General features: G+C 71.9%; 18 protein-coding genes. 10 read left to right on the plus strand and 8 right to left on the minus strand.

What is annotated here, in order from left to right:
• The first annotated feature begins 48 nt into the window (after positions 1 to 48).
• Positions 49 to 1,128 carry a LacI family DNA-binding transcriptional regulator gene (locus tag ACQEVB_RS00925; RefSeq protein WP_432963432.1) on the plus strand — a complete coding sequence of 360 codons (1,080 nt, stop codon included), beginning with the start codon at positions 49 to 51 and terminating at the stop codon, positions 1,126 to 1,128.
• Here the strand turns inward: ACQEVB_RS00925 and ACQEVB_RS00930 are convergent.
• Positions 1,115 to 2,290, minus strand: a complete 1,176-nt coding sequence (locus ACQEVB_RS00930) for an ABC transporter substrate-binding protein (protein WP_432963435.1) — start codon at positions 2,288 to 2,290, stop codon at positions 1,115 to 1,117. The genes ACQEVB_RS00925 and ACQEVB_RS00930 overlap by 14 nt on opposite strands.
• Before the next feature lie 97 nt (positions 2,291 to 2,387).
• On the opposite strand from ACQEVB_RS00930, the gene ACQEVB_RS00935 reads away from it, so the two are divergent.
• Positions 2,388 to 3,215 (plus strand): SAM-dependent methyltransferase, encoded by an 828-nt coding sequence (locus ACQEVB_RS00935; protein WP_432963437.1) that lies wholly within the window; start codon positions 2,388 to 2,390, stop codon positions 3,213 to 3,215.
• A gap of 60 nt (positions 3,216 to 3,275) precedes the next feature.
• A complete protein-coding gene (locus tag ACQEVB_RS00940) occupies positions 3,276 to 4,109 on the plus strand; it encodes an SAM-dependent methyltransferase (RefSeq protein WP_432963440.1) in 834 nt (277 codons plus the stop codon).
• A 61-nt stretch (positions 4,110 to 4,170) separates the two neighbouring features.
• On the opposite strand, the gene trpB is transcribed toward ACQEVB_RS00940, so the two are convergent.
• Together trpB and ACQEVB_RS00950 are read right to left on the minus strand one after the other, a co-directional pair.
• The gene (gene trpB / locus ACQEVB_RS00945; protein WP_432963443.1) at positions 4,171 to 5,448 is read right to left on the minus strand and encodes a tryptophan synthase subunit beta; all 1,278 of its coding nucleotides are present in this window, start codon (positions 5,446 to 5,448) and stop codon (positions 4,171 to 4,173) included.
• A 55-nt stretch (positions 5,449 to 5,503) separates the two neighbouring features.
• Positions 5,504 to 6,289 carry an AraC family transcriptional regulator gene (locus ACQEVB_RS00950; RefSeq protein ID WP_432963446.1) on the minus strand — a complete coding sequence of 262 codons (786 nt, stop codon included), beginning with the start codon at positions 6,287 to 6,289 and terminating at the stop codon, positions 5,504 to 5,506.
• A gap of 63 nt (positions 6,290 to 6,352) precedes the next feature.
• Here ACQEVB_RS00950 and ACQEVB_RS00955 point away from each other — a divergent pair, with 63 nt between their 5' ends.
• Entirely contained in the window at positions 6,353 to 6,658 is a 306-nt protein-coding gene (locus tag ACQEVB_RS00955; protein WP_432963449.1) for an STAS domain-containing protein, read from the plus strand.
• Here the strand turns inward: ACQEVB_RS00955 and ACQEVB_RS00960 are convergent, their stop codons facing one another.
• Complete coding sequence (locus ACQEVB_RS00960) at positions 6,659 to 7,762, minus strand: family 2 encapsulin nanocompartment cargo protein terpene cyclase (protein WP_432980028.1); 1,104 nt, start codon at positions 7,760 to 7,762, stop codon at positions 6,659 to 6,661. It abuts the gene before it with no gap.
• Positions 7,763 to 7,818: 56 nt separating this feature from the next.
• Positions 7,819 to 8,700: a geranyl diphosphate 2-C-methyltransferase gene (locus ACQEVB_RS00965; RefSeq protein WP_432963452.1), complete on the minus strand. Its 882-nt coding sequence runs from the start codon at positions 8,698 to 8,700 to the stop codon at positions 7,819 to 7,821.
• 392 nt (positions 8,701 to 9,092) lie between these two features.
• Between ACQEVB_RS00965 and ACQEVB_RS00970 the strand changes: the two genes are divergently transcribed.
• Genes ACQEVB_RS00970 through ispH form a run of 3 tightly spaced genes read left to right on the plus strand, consistent with a single transcriptional unit; the run spans position 9,093 to position 12,913 of the window.
• Positions 9,093 to 10,508 (plus strand): family 2B encapsulin nanocompartment shell protein, encoded by a 1,416-nt coding sequence (locus ACQEVB_RS00970; protein ID WP_432963455.1) that lies wholly within the window; start codon positions 9,093 to 9,095, stop codon positions 10,506 to 10,508.
• A 4-nt stretch (positions 10,509 to 10,512) separates the two neighbouring features.
• A complete protein-coding gene (locus ACQEVB_RS00975) occupies positions 10,513 to 11,919 on the plus strand; it encodes a family 2B encapsulin nanocompartment shell protein (RefSeq protein WP_432963458.1) in 1,407 nt (468 codons plus the stop codon).
• Positions 11,920 to 11,932: 13 nt separating this feature from the next.
• The gene (ispH, locus tag ACQEVB_RS00980) at positions 11,933 to 12,913 is read left to right on the plus strand and encodes a 4-hydroxy-3-methylbut-2-enyl diphosphate reductase (protein ID WP_432963461.1); all 981 of its coding nucleotides are present in this window, start codon (positions 11,933 to 11,935) and stop codon (positions 12,911 to 12,913) included.
• On the opposite strand, the gene ACQEVB_RS00985 is transcribed toward ispH, so the two are convergent.
• The 3 genes from ACQEVB_RS00985 to ACQEVB_RS00995 form a co-directional block, all read right to left on the minus strand.
• Positions 12,892 to 13,197: a hypothetical protein gene (locus ACQEVB_RS00985; RefSeq protein ID WP_432963464.1), complete on the minus strand. Its 306-nt coding sequence runs from the start codon at positions 13,195 to 13,197 to the stop codon at positions 12,892 to 12,894. The two genes, ispH and ACQEVB_RS00985, sit on opposite strands and share 22 nt — an antisense overlap.
• 88 nt (positions 13,198 to 13,285) lie before the next feature.
• Positions 13,286 to 14,188: an arginase family protein gene (locus ACQEVB_RS00990; protein ID WP_432963467.1), complete on the minus strand. Its 903-nt coding sequence runs from the start codon at positions 14,186 to 14,188 to the stop codon at positions 13,286 to 13,288.
• Between the two features lie 50 nt (positions 14,189 to 14,238).
• Positions 14,239 to 14,742 carry an Hsp20/alpha crystallin family protein gene (locus ACQEVB_RS00995; RefSeq protein ID WP_432963470.1) on the minus strand — a complete coding sequence of 168 codons (504 nt, stop codon included), beginning with the start codon at positions 14,740 to 14,742 and terminating at the stop codon, positions 14,239 to 14,241.
• A gap of 338 nt (positions 14,743 to 15,080) precedes the next feature.
• On the opposite strand from ACQEVB_RS00995, the gene ACQEVB_RS01000 reads away from it, so the two are divergent.
• Genes ACQEVB_RS01000 through ACQEVB_RS01010 form a run of 3 tightly spaced genes read left to right on the plus strand, consistent with a single transcriptional unit; the run spans position 15,081 to position 19,082 of the window.
• On the plus strand, positions 15,081 to 16,325 hold the full coding sequence (locus tag ACQEVB_RS01000; protein ID WP_432963473.1) for a glycosyltransferase: 1,245 nt from the start codon (positions 15,081 to 15,083) through the stop codon (positions 16,323 to 16,325).
• Positions 16,309 to 18,072, plus strand: coding sequence for a right-handed parallel beta-helix repeat-containing protein (locus ACQEVB_RS01005; protein WP_432963476.1), 1,764 nt, complete (start codon positions 16,309 to 16,311; stop codon positions 18,070 to 18,072). The genes ACQEVB_RS01000 and ACQEVB_RS01005 overlap by 17 nt, the downstream gene beginning before the upstream one ends.
• Positions 18,069 to 19,082, plus strand: coding sequence for a right-handed parallel beta-helix repeat-containing protein (locus ACQEVB_RS01010; protein WP_432963479.1), 1,014 nt, complete (start codon positions 18,069 to 18,071; stop codon positions 19,080 to 19,082). Before ACQEVB_RS01005 ends, ACQEVB_RS01010 begins: the two co-directional genes overlap by 4 nt.
• Positions 19,083 to 19,094 lie beyond the last annotated feature (12 nt).

Genomic DNA, 19,094 nt, shown 5'->3' on the forward strand with positions numbered 1-19,094 from the left:
CCTCCCGCGCTCCCGTGGGATCCTGGACACGGAAGCGCGGGAGGTGCGATGCGGGGCAAGCCGAGCCTGAAGACGGTCGCCGCGGCCGCCGGGGTGTCGGTGTCGTCGGTGTCGAACGCCTACAACCGGCCGGGCCAGCTGTCCGACGAGGTCCGCGAGCGCATCCTGCGCATCGCCTCCGAGCAGGGCTACGGCGGCCCGGACACCGCCGCCCGCACCCTGCGCGGCAAGCGTGCGGGCGCCATCGGCGTGCTCGTCACCGAAGGCCTCACCTACGCGTTCAGCGACCCGTACACCGTGCGGATGCTCGCCGGGCTCGCCGAGGTCGCCGAGCAGTCGCAGACCGCGATCACCGTCATCCCGATCGCGTCCACCAAGGGCCGCGACGGCGACGGTGCCGCGGCGATCGAGCAGTCGGTGCTCGCCGTGCAGCAGGCGGTCGTCGACGGGATCCTCATCTACTGCGTCGACACCGACCACCCCGCCCGCGAGGTCCTGCGCCGGCGCGACCTGCCCGTCGTCACCAACTTCGACCTGGGCGAGCCCGACCACGGGATGGTCCTGATCGACGAGGCGGCGGCCGCGGAGCCGGTCGGCAGGCTCATCCGCGACCTGGGTCACCGGAACGTCGCCGTGCTGGTGGAGACCCCGTCCCGGCCGGGAGCGGGACCCGAGATCGTCCCGCCGGAGCGGGTGCCCGAGCAACTGAACCTGCTGGAGCTGCAGCGCATCTCCGGGTTCTCCCGTGGGCTGGGCACCGATGTGCGGGCCACCACCATCGCGAGCGGCGGCAACACCGACGAGCTCGGCTACGCGGCCGCCAACCTGGCCCTCGACCTCGATCCCCGGCCCACCGCGATCCTCACGATCGCCGACGTGCAGGGCATCGCCGCCGTGCGCGCGATCCGCGACCGCGGCCTCGAACCCGGCGTCGACGTCTCCGTCACCGGGTTCGACGACATCCCGGAGGCCGCGGCCGCCGGGCTCACCACGGTGCACCAGCCCATCCACGAGCGCGGCCACGTGCTCGGCCGGATGCTGCTCGACCCCGAGTTCACCGAACGCCGGGTCGTGCTGCCCACCGAGCTCGTGGTGCGGACGTCGACGGGTCCGGTCAGCTCATCTTGATGTTCTTGTCGATGAAGTCGTTGGTGTAGAGCGTCTGCGGGGCCGGGACGTCCTTGATCGCGCCCTGGGCCTGCAGGATCGGCGCGAACGTGGACACGATCTGCTGCACGCGCGCCGGGTCGAACTGCCCGAACACGCCGGAGGCCGGGTCGTTGGTGACGAGCTTCTGGTCCCGCAGCACCTTCACCGCGTTGTCCGCGACGCCCGGCGAGTAGCTCCACCCCGTCTGGTACGCCTCGACCAGCTGCACGATCAGGGCGTTGGTGGGGGCCGGGTTCGCCAGGTAGTCCAGCTGCGCCCGCTGCAGGATCGGGACGAGCTTCGCGAGGCACGGGCGCAGCTGCTCGAGCTTGTCCGCGCGCACCGACAGCGACGACGGGTAGACGGTGTAGCCGAGGTCGACGAGCTTCTGGCTCGCCACCGGCTTCTTCCACTGCGCGATCTCGTTCTCGTACAGGTAGGGCTCGCTGGTGATGTAGCCCTGCTGCAGGATCTTCGGGTCGGCCACGAACCGGGCCGGGGAGCCGTCGTAGCTGGCGTCGACCTGGGCCTTCGCGACGATGCCCTTCGACTCCAGCAGCGCCGAGACCACCGGGTCGGACGTCAGCACCGGCACGCCGCTCGCGGCGACGTCCTTGACCGTCGTCGCGCCGGGGTGCGACGCGGGGTCCCACATGAGGATCACCGGGCTGGTCGTCAGCTGCGCGACGACGCCGACCACCGGCTGGTCGTCCGAGCTCGAGATGGCGACGTCGGAGTAGACGGTGCCGAGCGTGATGCTCTCGTCCAGCTTCATCAGCGCCGGGACCGGCTGGAACCCGACGTTGGGGCCGCCGGTGCGCACCTCGATGTCGACGCCGGTGTCGACGCCCTGCGCGACGAGCGACCCGCGCACCTTCTTGGCGTTGGTGTCGATGGTCCGGTCCGGCCCGACCAGGCTGTACGCGCTGCCGTGCTCGGCCTCCGGCTGCCAGTCCTCCTGCACGACGACGGTGGCCGGGCAGGCGCCGGCGAGGTTGAGCGGGCTGTCGGCCGGAGCCGCCGTCGCCGTCGCCTGCGGCGCGGACGGGGCGGTGCCGCCGCCACCACACGCAGTGAGCACGAGCGCCGCCGCGATGGACGTTGCGAGGGTGGTGGTACGCAGGACGGTCGTACGTCTCACGTGGCGGCGCTCCTTGCAGTTACCGGCAGAGATCATGAATGTACCGATCGTGGATACCCGCGTGGAGCCGGATGGGCGGACGCGCAAGGATGCGTCCGTGACCGACGCCATGCCGGACCCCGACGCCAACACCGGGATCGACACGACCGTTCCGCACTCGGCGCGGGTCTGGAACTACTGGTTGGGCGGCAAGGACAACTACGCCGTCGACCGGGAGACGGGCGACGCCGTGATCGCCGTCTTCCCGCAGATCAGGACGAACGCGCGCGAGTCCCGCAAGTACCTCGGCCGGGTCGTCACCTTCCTGACGCGCGAGGCCGGCATCCGGCAGTTCCTCGACATCGGCACCGGCCTGCCGACGGCCGGCAACACCCACGAGGTCGCCCAGGCCGTCGCGCCCGAGGCGAAGGTCGTCTACGCCGACAACGACCCGCTGGTCCTCGCGCACGCGCGGGCGCTGCTCACGGGCGCCGGGACCACCACCTACCTGCACTCCGACATCCGCGAGGTCGACGACCTGATGGCGCGGGCAGCGGAGACCCTCGACTTCTCCCAGCCGATCGCCGTGCTGATGCTCGGGGTGCTCGGGCACGTCCACGACGCGGACGAGGCGCGGGCGCTGGTCGCCGACATCGTGTCCCGGCTCTCGTCGGGCAGCTACGTCGCGATGAGCGACGCTGTCCTGACCGAGGAGCGGCGCAAGGCCGAGGAGGCCATCGCCGACACCGGCGGCGTGCACTACCACGCGCGCGACCCGAAGGACCTCGAGTCGTTCTTCGCCGGGCTGGAGTGGGTCGAGCCGGGGTTCACCTCGGTCTCGCTGTGGCGACCCGACATCGCGTCCGCCGTCCAGCCGGACAACGTGCTGCCGCACACCGCGCCGACGCCCGTCGGCCAGTGGGGCGGGGTCGCCCGCAAGCCGTAGCGATTCGATCACGGCCCCCCGAGGTGGCCGGCGCCGGGCGGGCGCGCAAGTATGGGTTCCGTGACCGACGCGACGACGAACCCCGACGCCAACACCGGGATCGACACCACCGTTCCGCACTCGGCGCGCGTCTGGAACTACTGGTTGGGCGGCAAGGACAACTACGCCGTCGACCGCGAGACCGGCGACGCCGTGATCGAGGTGTACCCGCAGATCAAGACGAACGCGCGCGAGTCCCGCAAGTTCCTGGGTCGGGTGGTCACGTTCCTGACCGCGGAGGCCGGCATCCGGCAGTTCCTCGACATCGGCACCGGCCTGCCCACCGCGGGCAACACCCACGAGGTCGCCCAGGCCATCGCGCCGGAGGCGAAGGTCGTGTACGCCGACAACGACCCGCTGGTCCTCGCGCACGCCCGCGCGCTGCTCACCGGTGCGCCGGAAGGCACCACCACCTACCTGCACTCCGACATCCGCGACGTCGACGAGCTGATGGCGCGCGCCGCGGAGATCCTCGACTTCTCCCAGCCGATCGCCGTGCTCATGCTGGGCGTTCTCGGCCACATCCACGACGCCGACGAGGCCAGGGCGCTGGTCGCGGACATCGTGTCGCGCGTGTCGTCGGGCAGCTACGTCGCGATCTGCGACGCGATCATGACCGAGGAGCGGCGCAAGGCCGAGGAGACCTACGCCAACCGGGACGGCGTCCACTACCACGCCCGCGACCCGCAGGACATCGTCACGTTCTTCGACGGGCTGGAGTGGGTCGAGCCGGGGTTCGCCTCGGTGTCGCTGTGGCGCGCCCCCGTCGCGCCCGTCGATGCCACGGGCAACGTGCGCGCGCTGGCCATGACGACGCCCGTCGACCAGTGGGGCGGGGTCGCCCGCAAGCCCTAGGCGTGAGCGTCCGCGGCGCGAGGCCGCAGACCTCACACAGCGCTCGGCCCCCTCACACACGTCACAACCTCTGTGACGTGGCCGTACGCTGTGTGACGCCGGCTTGCGCGCCAGCAGACACTGCCGGGACCGCTCCGCCTCCGCCGGCCTGGTCGGCCAGCACGAACTCGACGTCCTTGTCCCCCCGCCCCGACAGGTTGACGAGTATCCGTTCGGTGGGTGGCCGCTGCGCCGCCAGGCGCAGCGCGAACGCGAGGGCGTGTGCGCTCTCGAGTGCCGGGATGATCCCCTCGGATCGGGCGATGCGGAGGAACGTGGCGACCGCTTCGCCGTCGGGAACGGTGCTGACGGACAGTCGGCCGGAGGCGCGCAGCATGGCCACCTCAGGGCCTACCCCCGGATACGCCAGCCCGGAGGCGATCGACGTCACCGGGGCGGGGGCGCCGTCGTCGTCCTGCAGGACGACGGACCGGGCTCCGTGCAGGATCCCGGGCCGGCCGAACGTGAGCGAGGCCGCGTGCTGCCCGGGTCGGGCACCCGTGCCCAGCGGTTCGACGGCGTGCAGGGAGACCTGGGGGTCGCCCAGGAACCCGGAGTACACCCCGAGTGCGTTGGAACCACCGGCGATGCAGGCGACGACGTGGTCGGGCAAGGCCCCGCCGGTGACGGCGCGGAACTGCGTCCGCGCCTCCTGCCCGACGACCGACTGGAAGTCCCGGACGATCATCGGGAACGGGTGTGGGCCGATGGCCGAGCCGATCGCGTAGAGAGCGTGGTCGTGCTGCTCGCTGTAGGCGTCGAACGCCGAGTCGCTGGCCTCCTTCAACGTCGACTGCCCCGCCGTCACCGCGACGACCTGCGCGCCCAGAAGGCGCATGAGGCGCACGTTGACGTCGACCTTGGCGAGGTCGACCGCCCCGATGTGCACCTCGCACTCGAGCCCGAAGCAGGCGGCCGCGGTGGCGAGGGCGACGCCGTGCTGGCCGGCGCCGGTCTCCGCGATCAGTTTCCGCTTGCCCATCCTCCTGGCCAGCAGCGCGAACCCCACGCAGTGGTTGATCTTGTGTGCCCCGGTGTGGTTGAGGTCCTCCCGCTTGACGTAGATGGCTGCGCCACCCAGCTGGTCCGAGGTGTTCCTCAGGTGGTGCACGGGTGTGGGTCGGCCCTGCAGCCCGCTCCGCACCGCGTCGAGTTCGCGTCGGAAGTCCGGTGACGCCCGCAGCTCCTCGTACGCGACGGCGAGCTCGTGCAGCGCGGGCGCCAGGTGCGCCGGCCAGTGGTTGCCGCCGAAGTCCCCGTAGTAGCCGGCGGCGTCGGGGAAGCGGCTGGTGTTCGGCATGACGACCACCTTCCGGGCGGTCGAACCCGACGTCTTGAACAGGATGTGCGTTCGCCTACCGAGCAGGGACGCTGCGTGACAGCGCACCGGGCGGCACGCCGAACACCTTCTTGAACTCGCGCGTGAGGTGCGGCTGGTCGCTGAAGTTCGCCATCTGCGCCACGTCGTCCAGTGCGAACCCGGCGCAGATGAGCTCCCTGGCCCGCGCGACCCGCAGCTGCCGGACGTAGGTCTGCGGCGGGATGCCGATCGCCGTGGTGAAGGACCGGACGAGGTGGCTCGGATGGACTCCGAGCTCACGCGCGAGGTCGGCGGTGCGGGTCGAGCCCGTGCCGCCGCGCCTGAGCCGCCGACACACCGCCTGCGCGACCGACGCGGGCGTCGCCGCGACGGGCTCGACGGCGAAGGTGCATTCCTGCACGACCCTGCGGAGGGCCTCCTCCACCGACGCGTGCTCGACGACCGGTGCCGACAACGCGTCGACCAGCTCGCGAGCGGTTCGGCTCCGCGGCAGCACGTCCGTCCGTACGGTGCGGTCCTCGCCCGGCGGGCTCGCTCCGAGGCAGCTGTCGAGGAACGCGTCGGACGGGTAGAGGACGTGGTACCGGGCAGACCCACCCGCGCCGCTGCCGGCGTGCACCTCGAACGGGTTGAAGAAGAACACCTCGCCGGCGTGGACGGTCCTGCTCCACCGGCCGGACCGGATGTCCGCGCTCCCGTTCGTCACCACGACGACGGAGTACGTGCTGTGCAGGTGCGGGTCGAACTCCACCGCCGTCGCCAGCGCCCGCAGGACATGTGCGTGCTGGAACGCGAACGTCATCGACTCGACGCGGGTCACGGTGACCAGTCTCCCGGCTCGCGACCATCGTGGACACTGGGCCGGCGGCGCTACCCTGCCCCGGTGCCGGACCTGTCCTTGATCACGACGGTGGCTGACGTCACCGCCACGATCGCCGTCCGCGGCGACGTGGACATGGCCTCCGCGGATGAGCTCCGCGCCGCCATCGCCGCGGTCACGGACCAGCCGCACGTGGTGGTCGACCTCACCGCGACGGGCTTCTTCGACAGCTCCGGGATCCGCGTGCTGTTCGAGTTCGCCGATCGCATCACCGAGGTCGTCGTCGTCCGGGACGGCATCGTGGCGCGCGTGCTCGACATCGCATCGCTGGACGACGTCATACCGCTCCGTGTCGTCGAGCAGGCCTGATCAGCTGCGGTAGCGCGGGTTCGTGGAGTGCCACGCGAACCCGCCCGCCATCCAGCCCCGCACACCGCGCAGGAAGCGCTGCAGCTCGAGTGACGGGGCGGCGCGCAGGGCCGCGTGGCTGCGGGCGAAGTCGCGGACGAGGTCGTTGTGCAGCTCGACGGTCGCCTCGGTGGCCTCGCGGATCGAGCAGTCCCGGTCGGCCGCGATCTGCAGGACCATGTTGCAGACCGGGTTCTCGTCGGCGGCGTCCTTCGCCACCGAGTAGAGGTCGTTGACCATGACGGCAGCCGTGCCGGCCTGCATCAGCGCGCGACGCACGTCCGGCTGGTAGAAGAGCGCGGCGTCGAGCTCGTAGCCGCCGACGACATCGATGAGCGTCATCGAGGTGTAGAAGCTGTCGTGCTGGCGAGCGGCCAGGTACTCCCACGCCGGCGGGTAGACACCGGTGTGCCGCCAGGCCGCGTAGGTGTTCCAGATGACGAACATCGACGACGTCGCGTAGCAGACCCGCTGCAGCTGGGCCGGGCCGGCGTGCCGGGCCATGTGCGACATGCCCGAGCGCAGCGCCACGAGGACGCGATCCGCGCGGATCGCCTCCTCGAGCGGCTCCGAGAACTCGCCGGCCGGCGCGACCGGGTCCATGGCCGCCGTGACGAGCGCGAGCCGCGGCGGCAGCTCGGACGGGACGGCCCCCAGCTCGGTGTCGTCGGCGTAGAGGTCGTCGGCGGCCCACCAGGCCGCGTTCATCTGCGCCGCGATCAGCAACCGGTCCGGGTCGTCGGTGTCGGGGTGGACGAGCATGGCCTGGCGGCCGAAGCCCGTCGCCCGGATCTGCTCGCGCACGTCCTCGGCGAAGCCGCAGCCCTCGGCCCAGGCGACGAGCCGGTCGTCGACCTCCTGCCCCAACGCCTCGTCGTCGCGTTCCAGCACCGGGCAGTACAGCGGCGACGCCGTCCCGTCACCCCACTCGGTCAGCACGTAGGCGGGGTCGGGTCCGGTGGCGGCGGCGAGGTCGGCGACCAGCCGGGCCGCTGCCGTGCCCACGCCGGTCGGATGGCGGGGAAGGGACGGCTGAGGTGCGGCGACCTGTGCCCGGGCGCCCACGACCGGCGCCGGCGCGCGACAACCGTCCGCGGTGGTCACGCCCGTGGCCACCGCGGTCACGCCCGGTCGGCGGCGATGAGCAGGTAGTGGAAGCTGCCCTCGCGGTAGGCGGTGAGGAACGCGTCCTCGATGCCGCTCGCGACCGATGACCGTGCCCGCAACTCCCAGTAGGGGATCGTGGCGGCGGTGAGGTCGACGACGTTGATCGGGACCAGCCCGTTCGCCGCCATCGCCTTGAAGTACGCGCTGCGTGGGTGGATGTTGCAGATGTAGTGCTGATCGATCTGGCTCACGGCCCGGGAACGGCCGCCGGTCACGTCGTTGTAGCAGCCCGTGATGCAGACGTACCGGCCACCGCGGGTGAGCAGTCGCCCGAACTCCGCGTAGAGCTCGTGGAGATCGACGTACATGGTCGTCTCATTGGTCCATATTCCTCGAATGGCGCCGCTCTCGAATCCCGTGTCGAGCATGTTGGCGAAGTGGAATCGCACCGAATCGGCCACACCGCGTTCAACGGCCTGCGCGTTCGCGAATGCGACCTGGGATTCGGAGATGGTGACGCCGTCGACGCGGCAGCCAAAGCGCTGGTGGGCCATGAAGCTGGTGCCACCGCGGCCGGACCCGCCGTCGAGGAGCCGGTCGTTCGGCCCGATGTCGCCCAGGTGGTCCAGCAGGACGTCGGCCTGCGCCGTCTCCAACCGGTGCATCTCGACGATCATCGCCTCGTCCCGCAGGTCGGCCCGGGTCTCCAGCACCGCCGGGTCGTAGTCGCCGATGCCGTAGTGGTGGTGGTACAGGCCGTCCACCTCGCCGAGCCGGATGTTGACCGGGGCCCGCTCGGCGTTCCAGTACGAGGCGATGGACCGCTGGTAGTCGGTGCGCAGGACCGGCTCGGCGCCGACGTGAGCCGGTCGGATCGCACCCTCGGTCGCAGTCATCAGCACTACTCCTCACATCGTTTCGGCACGCCAGGACGACATCCACCGGCCCAAGGGTCGAACGCGTCGACGCGCCGGTAGCAATTTGAAATGATCACTTTCCGCAATTCCCGGGGGCACCACGACCGCGCCGGACGAATAGCGACGTGTGCACGTTAACAGAGGATCAAGAAACCGCGCGGGATCGTTCACTCGATGGTGTGAATAAGTCTCGCGCACTCTGTACACGTCCGCTCCGGCACCACTACCAACGTTTAGGGCGCAGGGTGTCGCGCACTGGTCACGCGCCAGCGAGAATTGCACCGAACGGGCCATCGACCGGCCCGCGAAACGATCAGATCAAACAAACCTGACCGCTCAACCGGAATTCACCTGAGGATGGTGTTTGTGCTGTGACCGTCACCGATCCGGCCGAGTCCGTCGCGGAGGGAGATGCCGCGCTCACGAGCCTCAGCACAGCCGCGGCGCGGAACCTGGCCACCACGACCAAATCGGTTCCCCAGATGCAGGGGATCACCTCGCGGTGGCTCCTGCGGATGCTGCCATGGGTGCAGGCCGATGGTGGTGTGTACCGGGTCAACCGGCGGTTGAGCTACACCGTCGGTGACGGCCGGGTCGAGTTCATCAGCACCGGCGCCGACGTCCGGGTGATCCCCCGCGAGCTCGGCGAGCTGAGCCTGCTGCGCGGCTACGACGACGAGGCCGTGCTCACCGCGCTGGCCGACCGCTTCGTCCAGCGGGAGTACGAGCCCGGCCAGGTCCTCGCCGAAGCCGGCCAGACCGCCGACCAGGTCTTCCTCATCGCCCACGGCAAGATCAACCAGACCGGTCGCGGCCCCTACGGCGACGAGGTCGCGCTGGGCGTCCTCGCCGACGGCGACCACTTCGGCGGGCAGGTGCTGGCCGACGCGAACGGGCGCTGGGACGTGACCTACACCGCCGTCACCGCCTGCACGGTCCTCACCCTGAGCCGGCAGGCCTTCGAGTCGCTCAACGGCGACGCCGGCGGGCTGCGCGAGCACATCCAGCACCGGCTCAGCGCCGCCGACCGGCCGCAGAACACCGCCGGCGAGGCCGCCGTCGAGGTCGCGGCCGGGCACGAGGGGGAGGTGCCGCTCCCGCAGACGTTCGTCGACTACGACATCAGCCCGCGTGAGTACGAGCTCAGCGTCGGCCAGACCGTGCTGCGCGTCCACACCCGGGTGGCCGACCTCTACAACAAGCCGATGAACCAGCTGGAGCAGCAGCTCCGGCTGACGGTGGAGGAGCTGCGGGAGCGCCAGGAGCACGAGATGCTCAACAACCGCGACTTCGGGTTGCTGCACAACGCCGACTTCGGCAACCGGATCACCGCTCGGACCGGCGCGCCGACCCCCGACGACTTCGACGAGCTGCTGTCGATCGTCTGGAAGGAGCCGGACTTCTTCCTGGCCCACCCCAGGACCATCGCCGCGTTCGGGCGGGAGTGCACCAGGCGGGGCATCTACCCGCAGGCCACGGTCGTGCACGGGCACCAGGTGCCGTCGTGGCGCGGCATCCCCGTGCTGCCGTGCGGCAAGATCCCCATGAGCGACGACCGGACGAGCTCGGTGCTGCTCATGCGGACCGGCGAGCAGCGCCAGGGCGTCATCGGCCTGCACCAGACCGGTCTGCCGGACGAGTACCAGCCCGGCCTCAACGTCCGCTTCATGGGCATCGACGACAAGGCCGTCATGTCCTACCTGGTGAGCGCCTACTACTCGGCGGCGGTGATGGTCCCCGACGCGCTCGCGATCCTCGAGAACGTGGAGACCGGGCGCGAGGAGTGAGCCGATGACCGCCATCGACGAACCCGAACTCGACGAACCACCCGCGCCGACCAGTCTCGCGACCGCCGCCGCCCGGCAGCTGGCGACGACGACGAAGTCGACCCCGCAGATGCGCGGCACCACACCGCGCCATCTGCTGCGCAAGCTCGCCTGGGTCGACGTCGACGCCGGCACCTACCGGGTGAACCGGCGGCTGACCTACGCGCGCGGCGACGGCAGGCTCGCCGTCGTCCAGACCGGTCAGGAGGTCGCGCTGGTTCCGGCGGAACTGGCCGAGCTGCCCGGTCTCGGATCGTTCGACGACCCCGACGGCGCGGTCCGCCTCGCCCTCGCCGCCCGGTTCACCACGCGCCACGCCGGCGCGGGCGAGGTGCTCGCCGAGGCCGGCCGCGCCGTCGAGGAGATCCTCGTCCTCGCCCACGGCAAGATCACGGGGCGGCGGGCAGGGTCCTACGGCGACCCGGCCGTCCTCGGCACCGTCGGCGACGGCGACCACCTCGGCGGGCGGCTGCTGACCGAGCCGGCCGCGACCTGGGACGCCACCCTCGTCACCGCCACCCCGTGCGTCCTGCTCGTCCTCACCCGCGCGGACCTGCAGGAGTTCCTCGACGCGACCCCTCGACTGCGGACCCACCTGGAACGGCTGGCCGCAGCCCCGACGCCGCCGCAGACCCGCCACGGTGAGGCGGCGGTGCACATCGCCGCAGGCCACACCGGCGAGCCCGCCCTGACCCCGACGTTCGTCGACTACGACCTCGCGCCGCGCGAGTACCCCATGTCCGTCGCGCAGACCATGGTGCGGGTGCACACGCGCGTCGCGGACCTCTACGACGAACCCATGGACCAGACCGAGCAACAGCTGCGGCTGGCCATCGACGAGCTGCTGGAGCACCAGGAGCACGAGCTGCTCCACCACCGCGACTTCGGGCTGCTCAACAACGTCGCGTTCAACCAGCGCGTGCAGACCCGCACCGGCCCACCCACCCCCGACGACCTCGACGATCTGCTGACCAGGCGGCGCAGCACGAGGTTCTTCCTCGCCCACCCGCGCGCCATCGCCGCCTTCCACCGCGAATGCACGCGGCGCGGCGTCCACCCCGACCCGGTCGACGACGACGGCCGACCCCGCGCGGCATGGCGCGGCGTCCCGATCCTGCCCTGCGACAAGATCCCCATCAGCCGGGCGGGCACCAGCTCCATCCTCGCCATGCGCACCGGCGAGGCGTCCAGCGGCGTCGTCGGCCTGCGCCCGGGGTCCGTACCCGACCAGGTCCGTCCCGGCGTGAGCGTCCGCAGGACCGGCATCGACGGCTCGGCCGTCACGACCTACCAGGTCAGCGCCTACTTCTCGGCGGCGGTGCTGCTCCCGGACGCGCTCGGCGTCCTCGAGAACGTCGAGCTCGGACGCTGAAAGGGGAACCGTGATGGCCACCGACGAGGTACGGACCGTCCTGCTCGCCGCGCCCCGCTCGTTCTGCGCCGGTGTCGAACGGGCCATCGCCGTCGTCGAGGACCTGCTCCGCGACCGCGGCGGCCCGATCTACGTCCGCCGGCAGATCGTCCACAACACCCACGTCGTCGCCGACCTCGAAGCCAGGGGCGCCGTGTTCGTCGACGAGCTCGACACCGTCCCGGACGGCGCCACCGTCGTCTTCTCCGCCCACGGTGTCGCACCCCAGGTCCGCGCGGACGCCGCGGACCGGCGGCTCGACGTCGTGGACGCGACCTGCCCGCTCGTCGCGAAGGTGCACAGCGAGGCCCGCCGGTTCGCCGCCCGCGGCGACACCGTCGTCCTCATCGGACATCCCGGCCACGACGAGACCGAAGGCACCCTCGGCGAGGCTCCCGACCGGATCACCCTCGTCCAGACCGCGCAGGACGTCGCGGCGCTCGCCCCGCCCGATCCCACCCGCATCTCCTACATCGCCCAGACCACCCTCGCCGAGGACGAGACCAGCGAGATCATCGCGGCGCTGCGCGCCCGGTTCCCGGACGCGCGCGGGCCCGGCGCCGACGACATCTGCTACGCCACCACCAACCGGCAACGTGCGCTCGCGGCGATCGCCGCCGACGCCGACGTCGTGCTCGTCGTCGGCTCGCCCAACTCCTCGAACTCCCAGCGCCTCGCCGAGCTGGCGCGGCGGCTCGGCACCCCGGCGCACCTCGTCGAGGACGCCGACGCGATCGACCCGCAGTGGCTCCGCGGGGTCGGCGTCGTCGGTCTCACCGCAGGCGCATCGGCACCCCCGCACCTCGTCGACGGCGTCGTCGCGGCCCTGCGGGCGCTCGGCCCGATCGAGGTGCGCGAGCACGAGTACACCTCGGAGACGGTGCGGTTCGCGCCACCGGTGGTGAGCAGCGACCGGCCAACCGAGCCACGCGGCTACCGGTCGGGGCGTCCGTAACCGGAGACGTCGGCGACCACCACGGGTTCCGCCGAGAGCACGAACCCCGCCGCCATGATCGCCGCCACGGTGGCGCGGTAGCGCGGCGAGGTGTCGAGCCGATCGGCATCGGCCGCGCTCTCCCACAGGGTCAGGACGCTGCGATCGGCCCCGTCACCGAGGAAGGCGCAGCCGCGGAAACCGGCGTGGGCGGCGAAGGTGGGCAGCGACCGTTCCCGCGCGAAGGTGTCGTACTCCGCGCCGCGCGCCGGGTCGATCCGGGCCCGCCACAGGCGCGCGATCACGAGGCCACCCCTGCGCATCGGGACCGAGGACAGGTCGTGCACGCACCCCGCACAGCGGACGGCTCGTCCAGGTGCTCCGGTCGCCGCCTCACGTGCCGCACCGGCCGGCCGCCGTCATGGCCTCCGTCAGGACGTCGGCGATGAGCGCGGCGCCGACGCCGTCCTCGTCCAGGTCCGGGTCGTAGATCGCGACGTCGATCCCGACCGTCCGCGGATCGGCGAGCAGCGGCACGAGCACCTCGACGAGCTCTGCGGGATCCAACCCGCCCGGATCGGGGCTGTCGACGGCCGGCATGACCGACGGATCCAGGACGTCGACGTCCAGGTGCACCCACACGGTGTCGGCGCCGATCCCGGCGAGCGCGGTCCGCGCCGCGGCCGCCATGCCGACCGCGCGCATCTCGCCGACGTCGTGGAGGCTGCCCACCGCGGCGCGCGCCTCGGGCAGCAGCTCGTCCCCGGGTTCGTGCATGCCGAGCGCAGCCACGTCCGCTCCGTCGACGTAGGGGCCGAGCCCGTCGATGTCGGCGATGTCGGGCTGGCCACGGCCGGTGACGATGGCCAGTCCCTCGCCCGCTGCGGCGCCGACGTGCGGCGAGTTCCCGGCGTGCCGGAAGTCGGAGTGCCCGTCGACGTAGACCAGACCGACCCGGCCGCTGCGACGCAGGGCCAGCACCGCGCCGAGCAGGATGCTGCAGTCACCGCCGAGCAGCACCGTCAGATCGCCCGGCGCCCGCAGCGCGGCGACCCGGTCGGCGAGACGGCGGGTGTACCGAGCCAGCGCAGCGGCGTTGAACACCCCGTCACCGGGCGCCCAGCCCGACGTGTCGTAGCGGGGCGGCACCACGACGCCGGCGTCGCGGGCCCCCAGCCGCGCAACCAGCCGCTGGTCGCGCAGCGCCCCGGCCAGCTTGTAGCAGCCGGGGACGACCCCGGGAGCCGGCATCCGCAGCCCGAGGTTGGACGGCGCGTCGAGGACGTGGACGATCACGCCGCCACCGTAGCCAGCGGCGGCGCCATCGGCTCCCGCCTACCCGGACGTCAGCTGCTGATGGGGATCCTGCGCTGCCGGGCGTGCTCGGCCTTCGGGACGCGCACGGTCAGCACGCCGTCGGTGAGCGACGCCGTGACCTGCTCCTCCTGGACCTCGGCCGGCAGGGCCACCCGGAAGTCGAACCGGCCCACCGGCCGGGTCCGCTTCCGCAGGAAGCCCACACGTTCGCGTTCCTTGACCTCGCCCGTCACTGCCAGCTCGCCGCCGCCGAACTCGACCGAGACGTCCTCCCGCTGCACGCCGGGCAGCTCCACCTCGACGACGTAGGCGTCCCCGGTCTCCTCGACGTCGGCCGCCGGCAGCCAGCCGGAGCCGAACACGCCGCCTGCGCCGATCGGGCCGAACGCCTCCTCGAGCAGCCGGCCCATCTGGTCGTGCAGCTCGGTGAACTCCGCCCACGGCGAGCGGCCAGGACGGGTGGCCGGCGCCGAACCCGACCGTGCGGCATTGCGGCCGGGTCGGTGGTCACGGCGCAGGATCGGAAGCGCCATCTCTACCTCCCAGTGCGTTCTCCATCGGTTCTGATCAGGGGGTGAGCTGCTGGCGGAGCCGCCACGATCTGCTGCGCCCGCAGCCGTTATCTACAACGAACAGTATAGATTTATTGTTCCCGCCAGACGCAACTCGCGAAGCGGTCTCAGGCGCTGCGTCCACACGGCCGATGCCACCGTGCGTGAGGAGGCCCACCCCGACGACCCGACTCGTACCCCAAACGGCTGATCCTCGTTGTCACCAAGGGTGATTGCCGGCGGTTGCTCGCCGGCCTCGCGCCATCGACGTCACGTGCCGGCGCGGATGCGTCGCTGGACCTGCTGTGGGGGCATGTCGTATGCAGTTTCTTGCCGGACTCGCCGAGCACTGGCAGCTGTTCCTGCCGCTCGGGGTCATCGGCGTCATCAGCTGGGCGGTGTGGCTGGTCCGCAAGCTGATGTCGATGGGCTACCGCCCCCTGGTCAACGACTTCCGCACCACCACCAGCGTGGTCGTGCCCTCCTTCCACGAAGACCCCGACGTCATCGCCCGCTGCCTCGACACCTGGCTGGCCGAGAACCCCACCGAAGTCATCATCGTGCTCGACGTCGCCGACATCGAAGCCCGCGACCGCCTCATCGCCCGCGCCGACCGACGCATCCACGTCATGATGTTCGCCCACGCCGGCAAACGCTCCGCCCTCGGCGTCGGCATCCGCGCGGCGAAACACGACATCCTCGTGCTCACCGACTCCGACACCGCCTGGCAACCCGGCCTGCTCGCCGCGGTGCAGATGCCCTTCGCCGACCCCCGCGTCGGCGGCGTCGGCACCCGCCAGAACGTCTACCACCCCCACACCAGCATCTGGCGCCGCGTCGCCGACTGGATCATCGACCTGCGCTACCTCGACTACGTCCCCGCCACCGCCCGACGCGGCGGCGTGGTCTGCCTCTCCGGGCGCACCGCCGCCTACCGCCGCTCGGCCGTCCTGCCCGTCCTCGACGACCTCGAACACGAGTACTTCCGCGGCCGCCGCTGCGTCGCCGGCGACGACGGCCGGCTGACCTGGCTCGTCCTCGCCCAGGGCTACCGCACCGAACACCAGGACTCCGCCCGCGCCCTGTCCATGTTCCCCGCCACCTTCAAAGCCTTCTGCAAACAACGCGTCCGCTGGAGCCGCAACTCCTACCGCTGCTACCTCACCGCCATCACCAACGGCTGGCTCTGGCGCCAACCCCTCATCTCCCAACTCACCGTGTTCCAGATCCTGTTCACCCCGGTCACCATGTTCGCCACCGTCTGGTTCCTCGTCGCCGCCGCCTGGAACCCCCACCCCGGGCTCGCGCTGGCCCTGGGCGGCGCCTGGCTGCTCGTCGGGCGGGCCATCCGCTCCTTCTCCCACCTGCGCCGCCGCCCGGCCGACCTGCTCATCCTCCCCCTGGTCACCGCCGTGATCATGATGGTCGCCCTGCCCATCAAGACCTGGGCCTTCCTCACCATGAACAAACAAGGCTGGCTCACCCGCCACGCCGACCAGATCGGCGGCGAAGGACAGGACGAAGCCAGCCTGACCGTCGGACAGGCCGATGCGGCCACGTCGTGATCGCCGCGCGCGGCTCCTGGCCACGACCGCCGCGCTCGCGGTTCTGACCGGCGCCGCCGCGTGCACGTCCGGTGGCGCGCCGGCGACGGGAGCGGGCCCGGCCGCGTCCGGCACGCAGGCCGAGGTCGACCCGGTCGCCGGTGATCGCGCGCAGGAGCGGTCGGCCCAGCTCGTGACGGCCGAGGAGAAGCGGATCTACGCCGTCTCGGCGCTGGAGCCCGGCGACCACCCCGCCTACGTCGCGCCCGCCGTCGCACCCTCGACGATCTCGACCGTGGTGCTCACCGCCCGCCCGCTCCCCTACCGGCTGGAGAGCCTCGCGAACCTGGGCGCCGCCACCCGCCGTGCCGACGGCGGCTGGGACCTGCTGATGTCGGTCGTGGTCGAGCGCGGCGCCACCCTGCACGTCGAGGCGCCCGGCACGCAGCTGCGCATGGTCAGCGGTCCCGCGGGCTTCACCTCGATCGTCGCGGTGAAGGGCACCCTCGAGATGGTGGGCGAGCAGGGTCGCCCCCTGGAGGTCACCAGCTGGGACCCGGTGTCCGGCCACGCCGACGAGGACACCACCGACGGCCGCGCCTACCTGCGCACCGCGGGTGGCCGCCTCGACCTCACCGACGTCTCGGCGTCGTCGCTGGGATTCTGGAGCGGCCGCACCGGCGGGATCTCGTGGACCGGCAGCAACAGCCAACCCAGCACCGGCACCGCGCTGCGGACCGCCGTCCAGCGCAGCCACTTCGGGATGTTCGCCGCCCGCACCGACGGCCTCGTGATCGACAGCGGGTCGCTGCGCGACAACGAGCTCGACGGGCTGCTGGTGCACCGTCGCTCCAACGGGATCACGGTGCGGGGCACCGAGATGGTGCACAACGGCCGCAACGGGGTCACCGTCGCCGCTGGAGCGAGCCAGGTGACGCTCAGCGGGATCACCGTGCACGACAACGCCGTCGACGGCATCCGCATCGACGGGACACCGCGGACGGATCCCGCCGGCGCAGACCCGAACGCCGCTCCCGGGCACGCGTTCACCGTGGAACGCAGCGTGCTGGACGGCAACGGCGAGTCCGGCATCGTCGCCAACGCTGCCGCCGAGCTGACGCTGGTGGACAACAACGTCGTCGGCAGCCCGGACGGCATCGTCGTCAGCGGCGCCGCCGCACGCCAGGAGGTGCGCGGCAACACCGTCGAGGCCCGCGGCTTCGGCATCGCCGTGCGGAACGGAGCCACCGAGGCGCAGCTCACCGGCAACACCGTGCGCACCGCCACGATCGCGCTGCAGGTGTCCGACGCCCGCGCCGACCTGCGCCAGAACGTGGTCGGCGCCGCCCACCGGTACGCGGTGTCGCTGACCGGCAGCTCCGGCGGCTCCACCGTGAGCGGCAACCGGCTCGGTGGCCGCGGACCAGCTGCGATCGACACCGTCAGGGTCAGGTCCGGCACTGCCGTCCAGGTCGGCCCGAACGACGACTCCGGCTGGGTGGTCGACCGGGACGAGACCGGCCGGTACCTGGCCTACGTCGCCGACCACCCGCTGCTGCTGCTGTGGTTGCTGATCCTGGTCGTGCCGGTCGCGGCCGGCCTCTGGACCCGGCGCAGGCGGCAGGTGCCCGCCGCCGTCGCCGACGAGGACGAACCCGAGGACCCGATGCGGACCACGCCCCTTCCCGTGGTGCGGCGGCGGGACACGGAGGCGACCTTCGCCATGCCGGTCACGCGCGTGACGATCGTGTCGGAGCCGGACCGTTGAGGCCCCGCTCGTTCGGGGTTGCCGTCCTGCTCGCCGCCACTCTCGCCGGCTGCGCCGGGCCACCCCCGGCCGCGACGCGGCCGCCGGATCGGGCGGGCCCGACGCCGCCCGTCGCGACCGTCGCCGACTGCGGCACCACGGGCGTCTCCGTGGTGCGCGACACCGCGGCGCTGACGGCGGCGATCGCCGCGGCCCGGCCCGGGTCGGTGATCGCGCTGGCCCCCGGCACCTACGGCGCTGTGGAGGTGGCGAGTGCGGGCAGTGCCGACGCCCCGATCACGCTGTGCGGGCCGCGCGACGCCGTCGTCGACGGGGGTTCGACCACGGACGGCTACACGGTGCACGTCGAGGATGCGCGGTACTGGACGCTGCGCGGGTTCACCGTCCGGGGCGGGCAGAAGGGCGTGATGCTCGACGGCGCCCAGCACGTGGTGCTGGACGGGCTGCTGGTCACCGGCACCGGCGACGAAGGCGTGCACCTGCGCCGCAACAGCACCGACAACGTGGTGCGCGGCCTGACCGTGCGCGACACCGGGCTGCGCCAGGCGAAGTTCGGCGAAGGCATCTACATCGGGTCCGCGGAGAGCAACTGGTGCGAGCTCACCGACTGCCGACCCGATCGCAGCGACCGCAACGTCGTCGAGGACAACACGATCTCCGAGACCACCGCCGAGTCCGTCGACGTCAAGGAGGGCACCACGGGCGGTGTGGTGCGCGGCAACACCTTCGACGGCGCCGGGATGAGCGCCGCCGACGCCTGGGTCGACGTCAAGGGCAACGGCTGGACCATCACCGGCAACCGCGGCACCGCAGCCCCCACCGACGGCTTCCAGGTCCACGAGATCACCGACGGCTGGGGTGTGGACAACACCTTCTCCGCCAACACCGCCTCGGTCGCCGCCGACGGGTACGTCGTCAACGTCACCCGCAACGCCGACCGCAACACCGTCACCTGCGACAACGCCGCCGTCGGTGCCGCGAAGGGGATCTCCCGCGGGCGCTGCAGGTGAGATCCCTGCGCG

The sequence above is a fragment of the Pseudonocardia sp. CA-107938 genome, from assembly GCF_050936315.1.
Lineage (GTDB): Bacteria > Actinomycetota > Actinomycetes > Mycobacteriales > Pseudonocardiaceae > Pseudonocardia.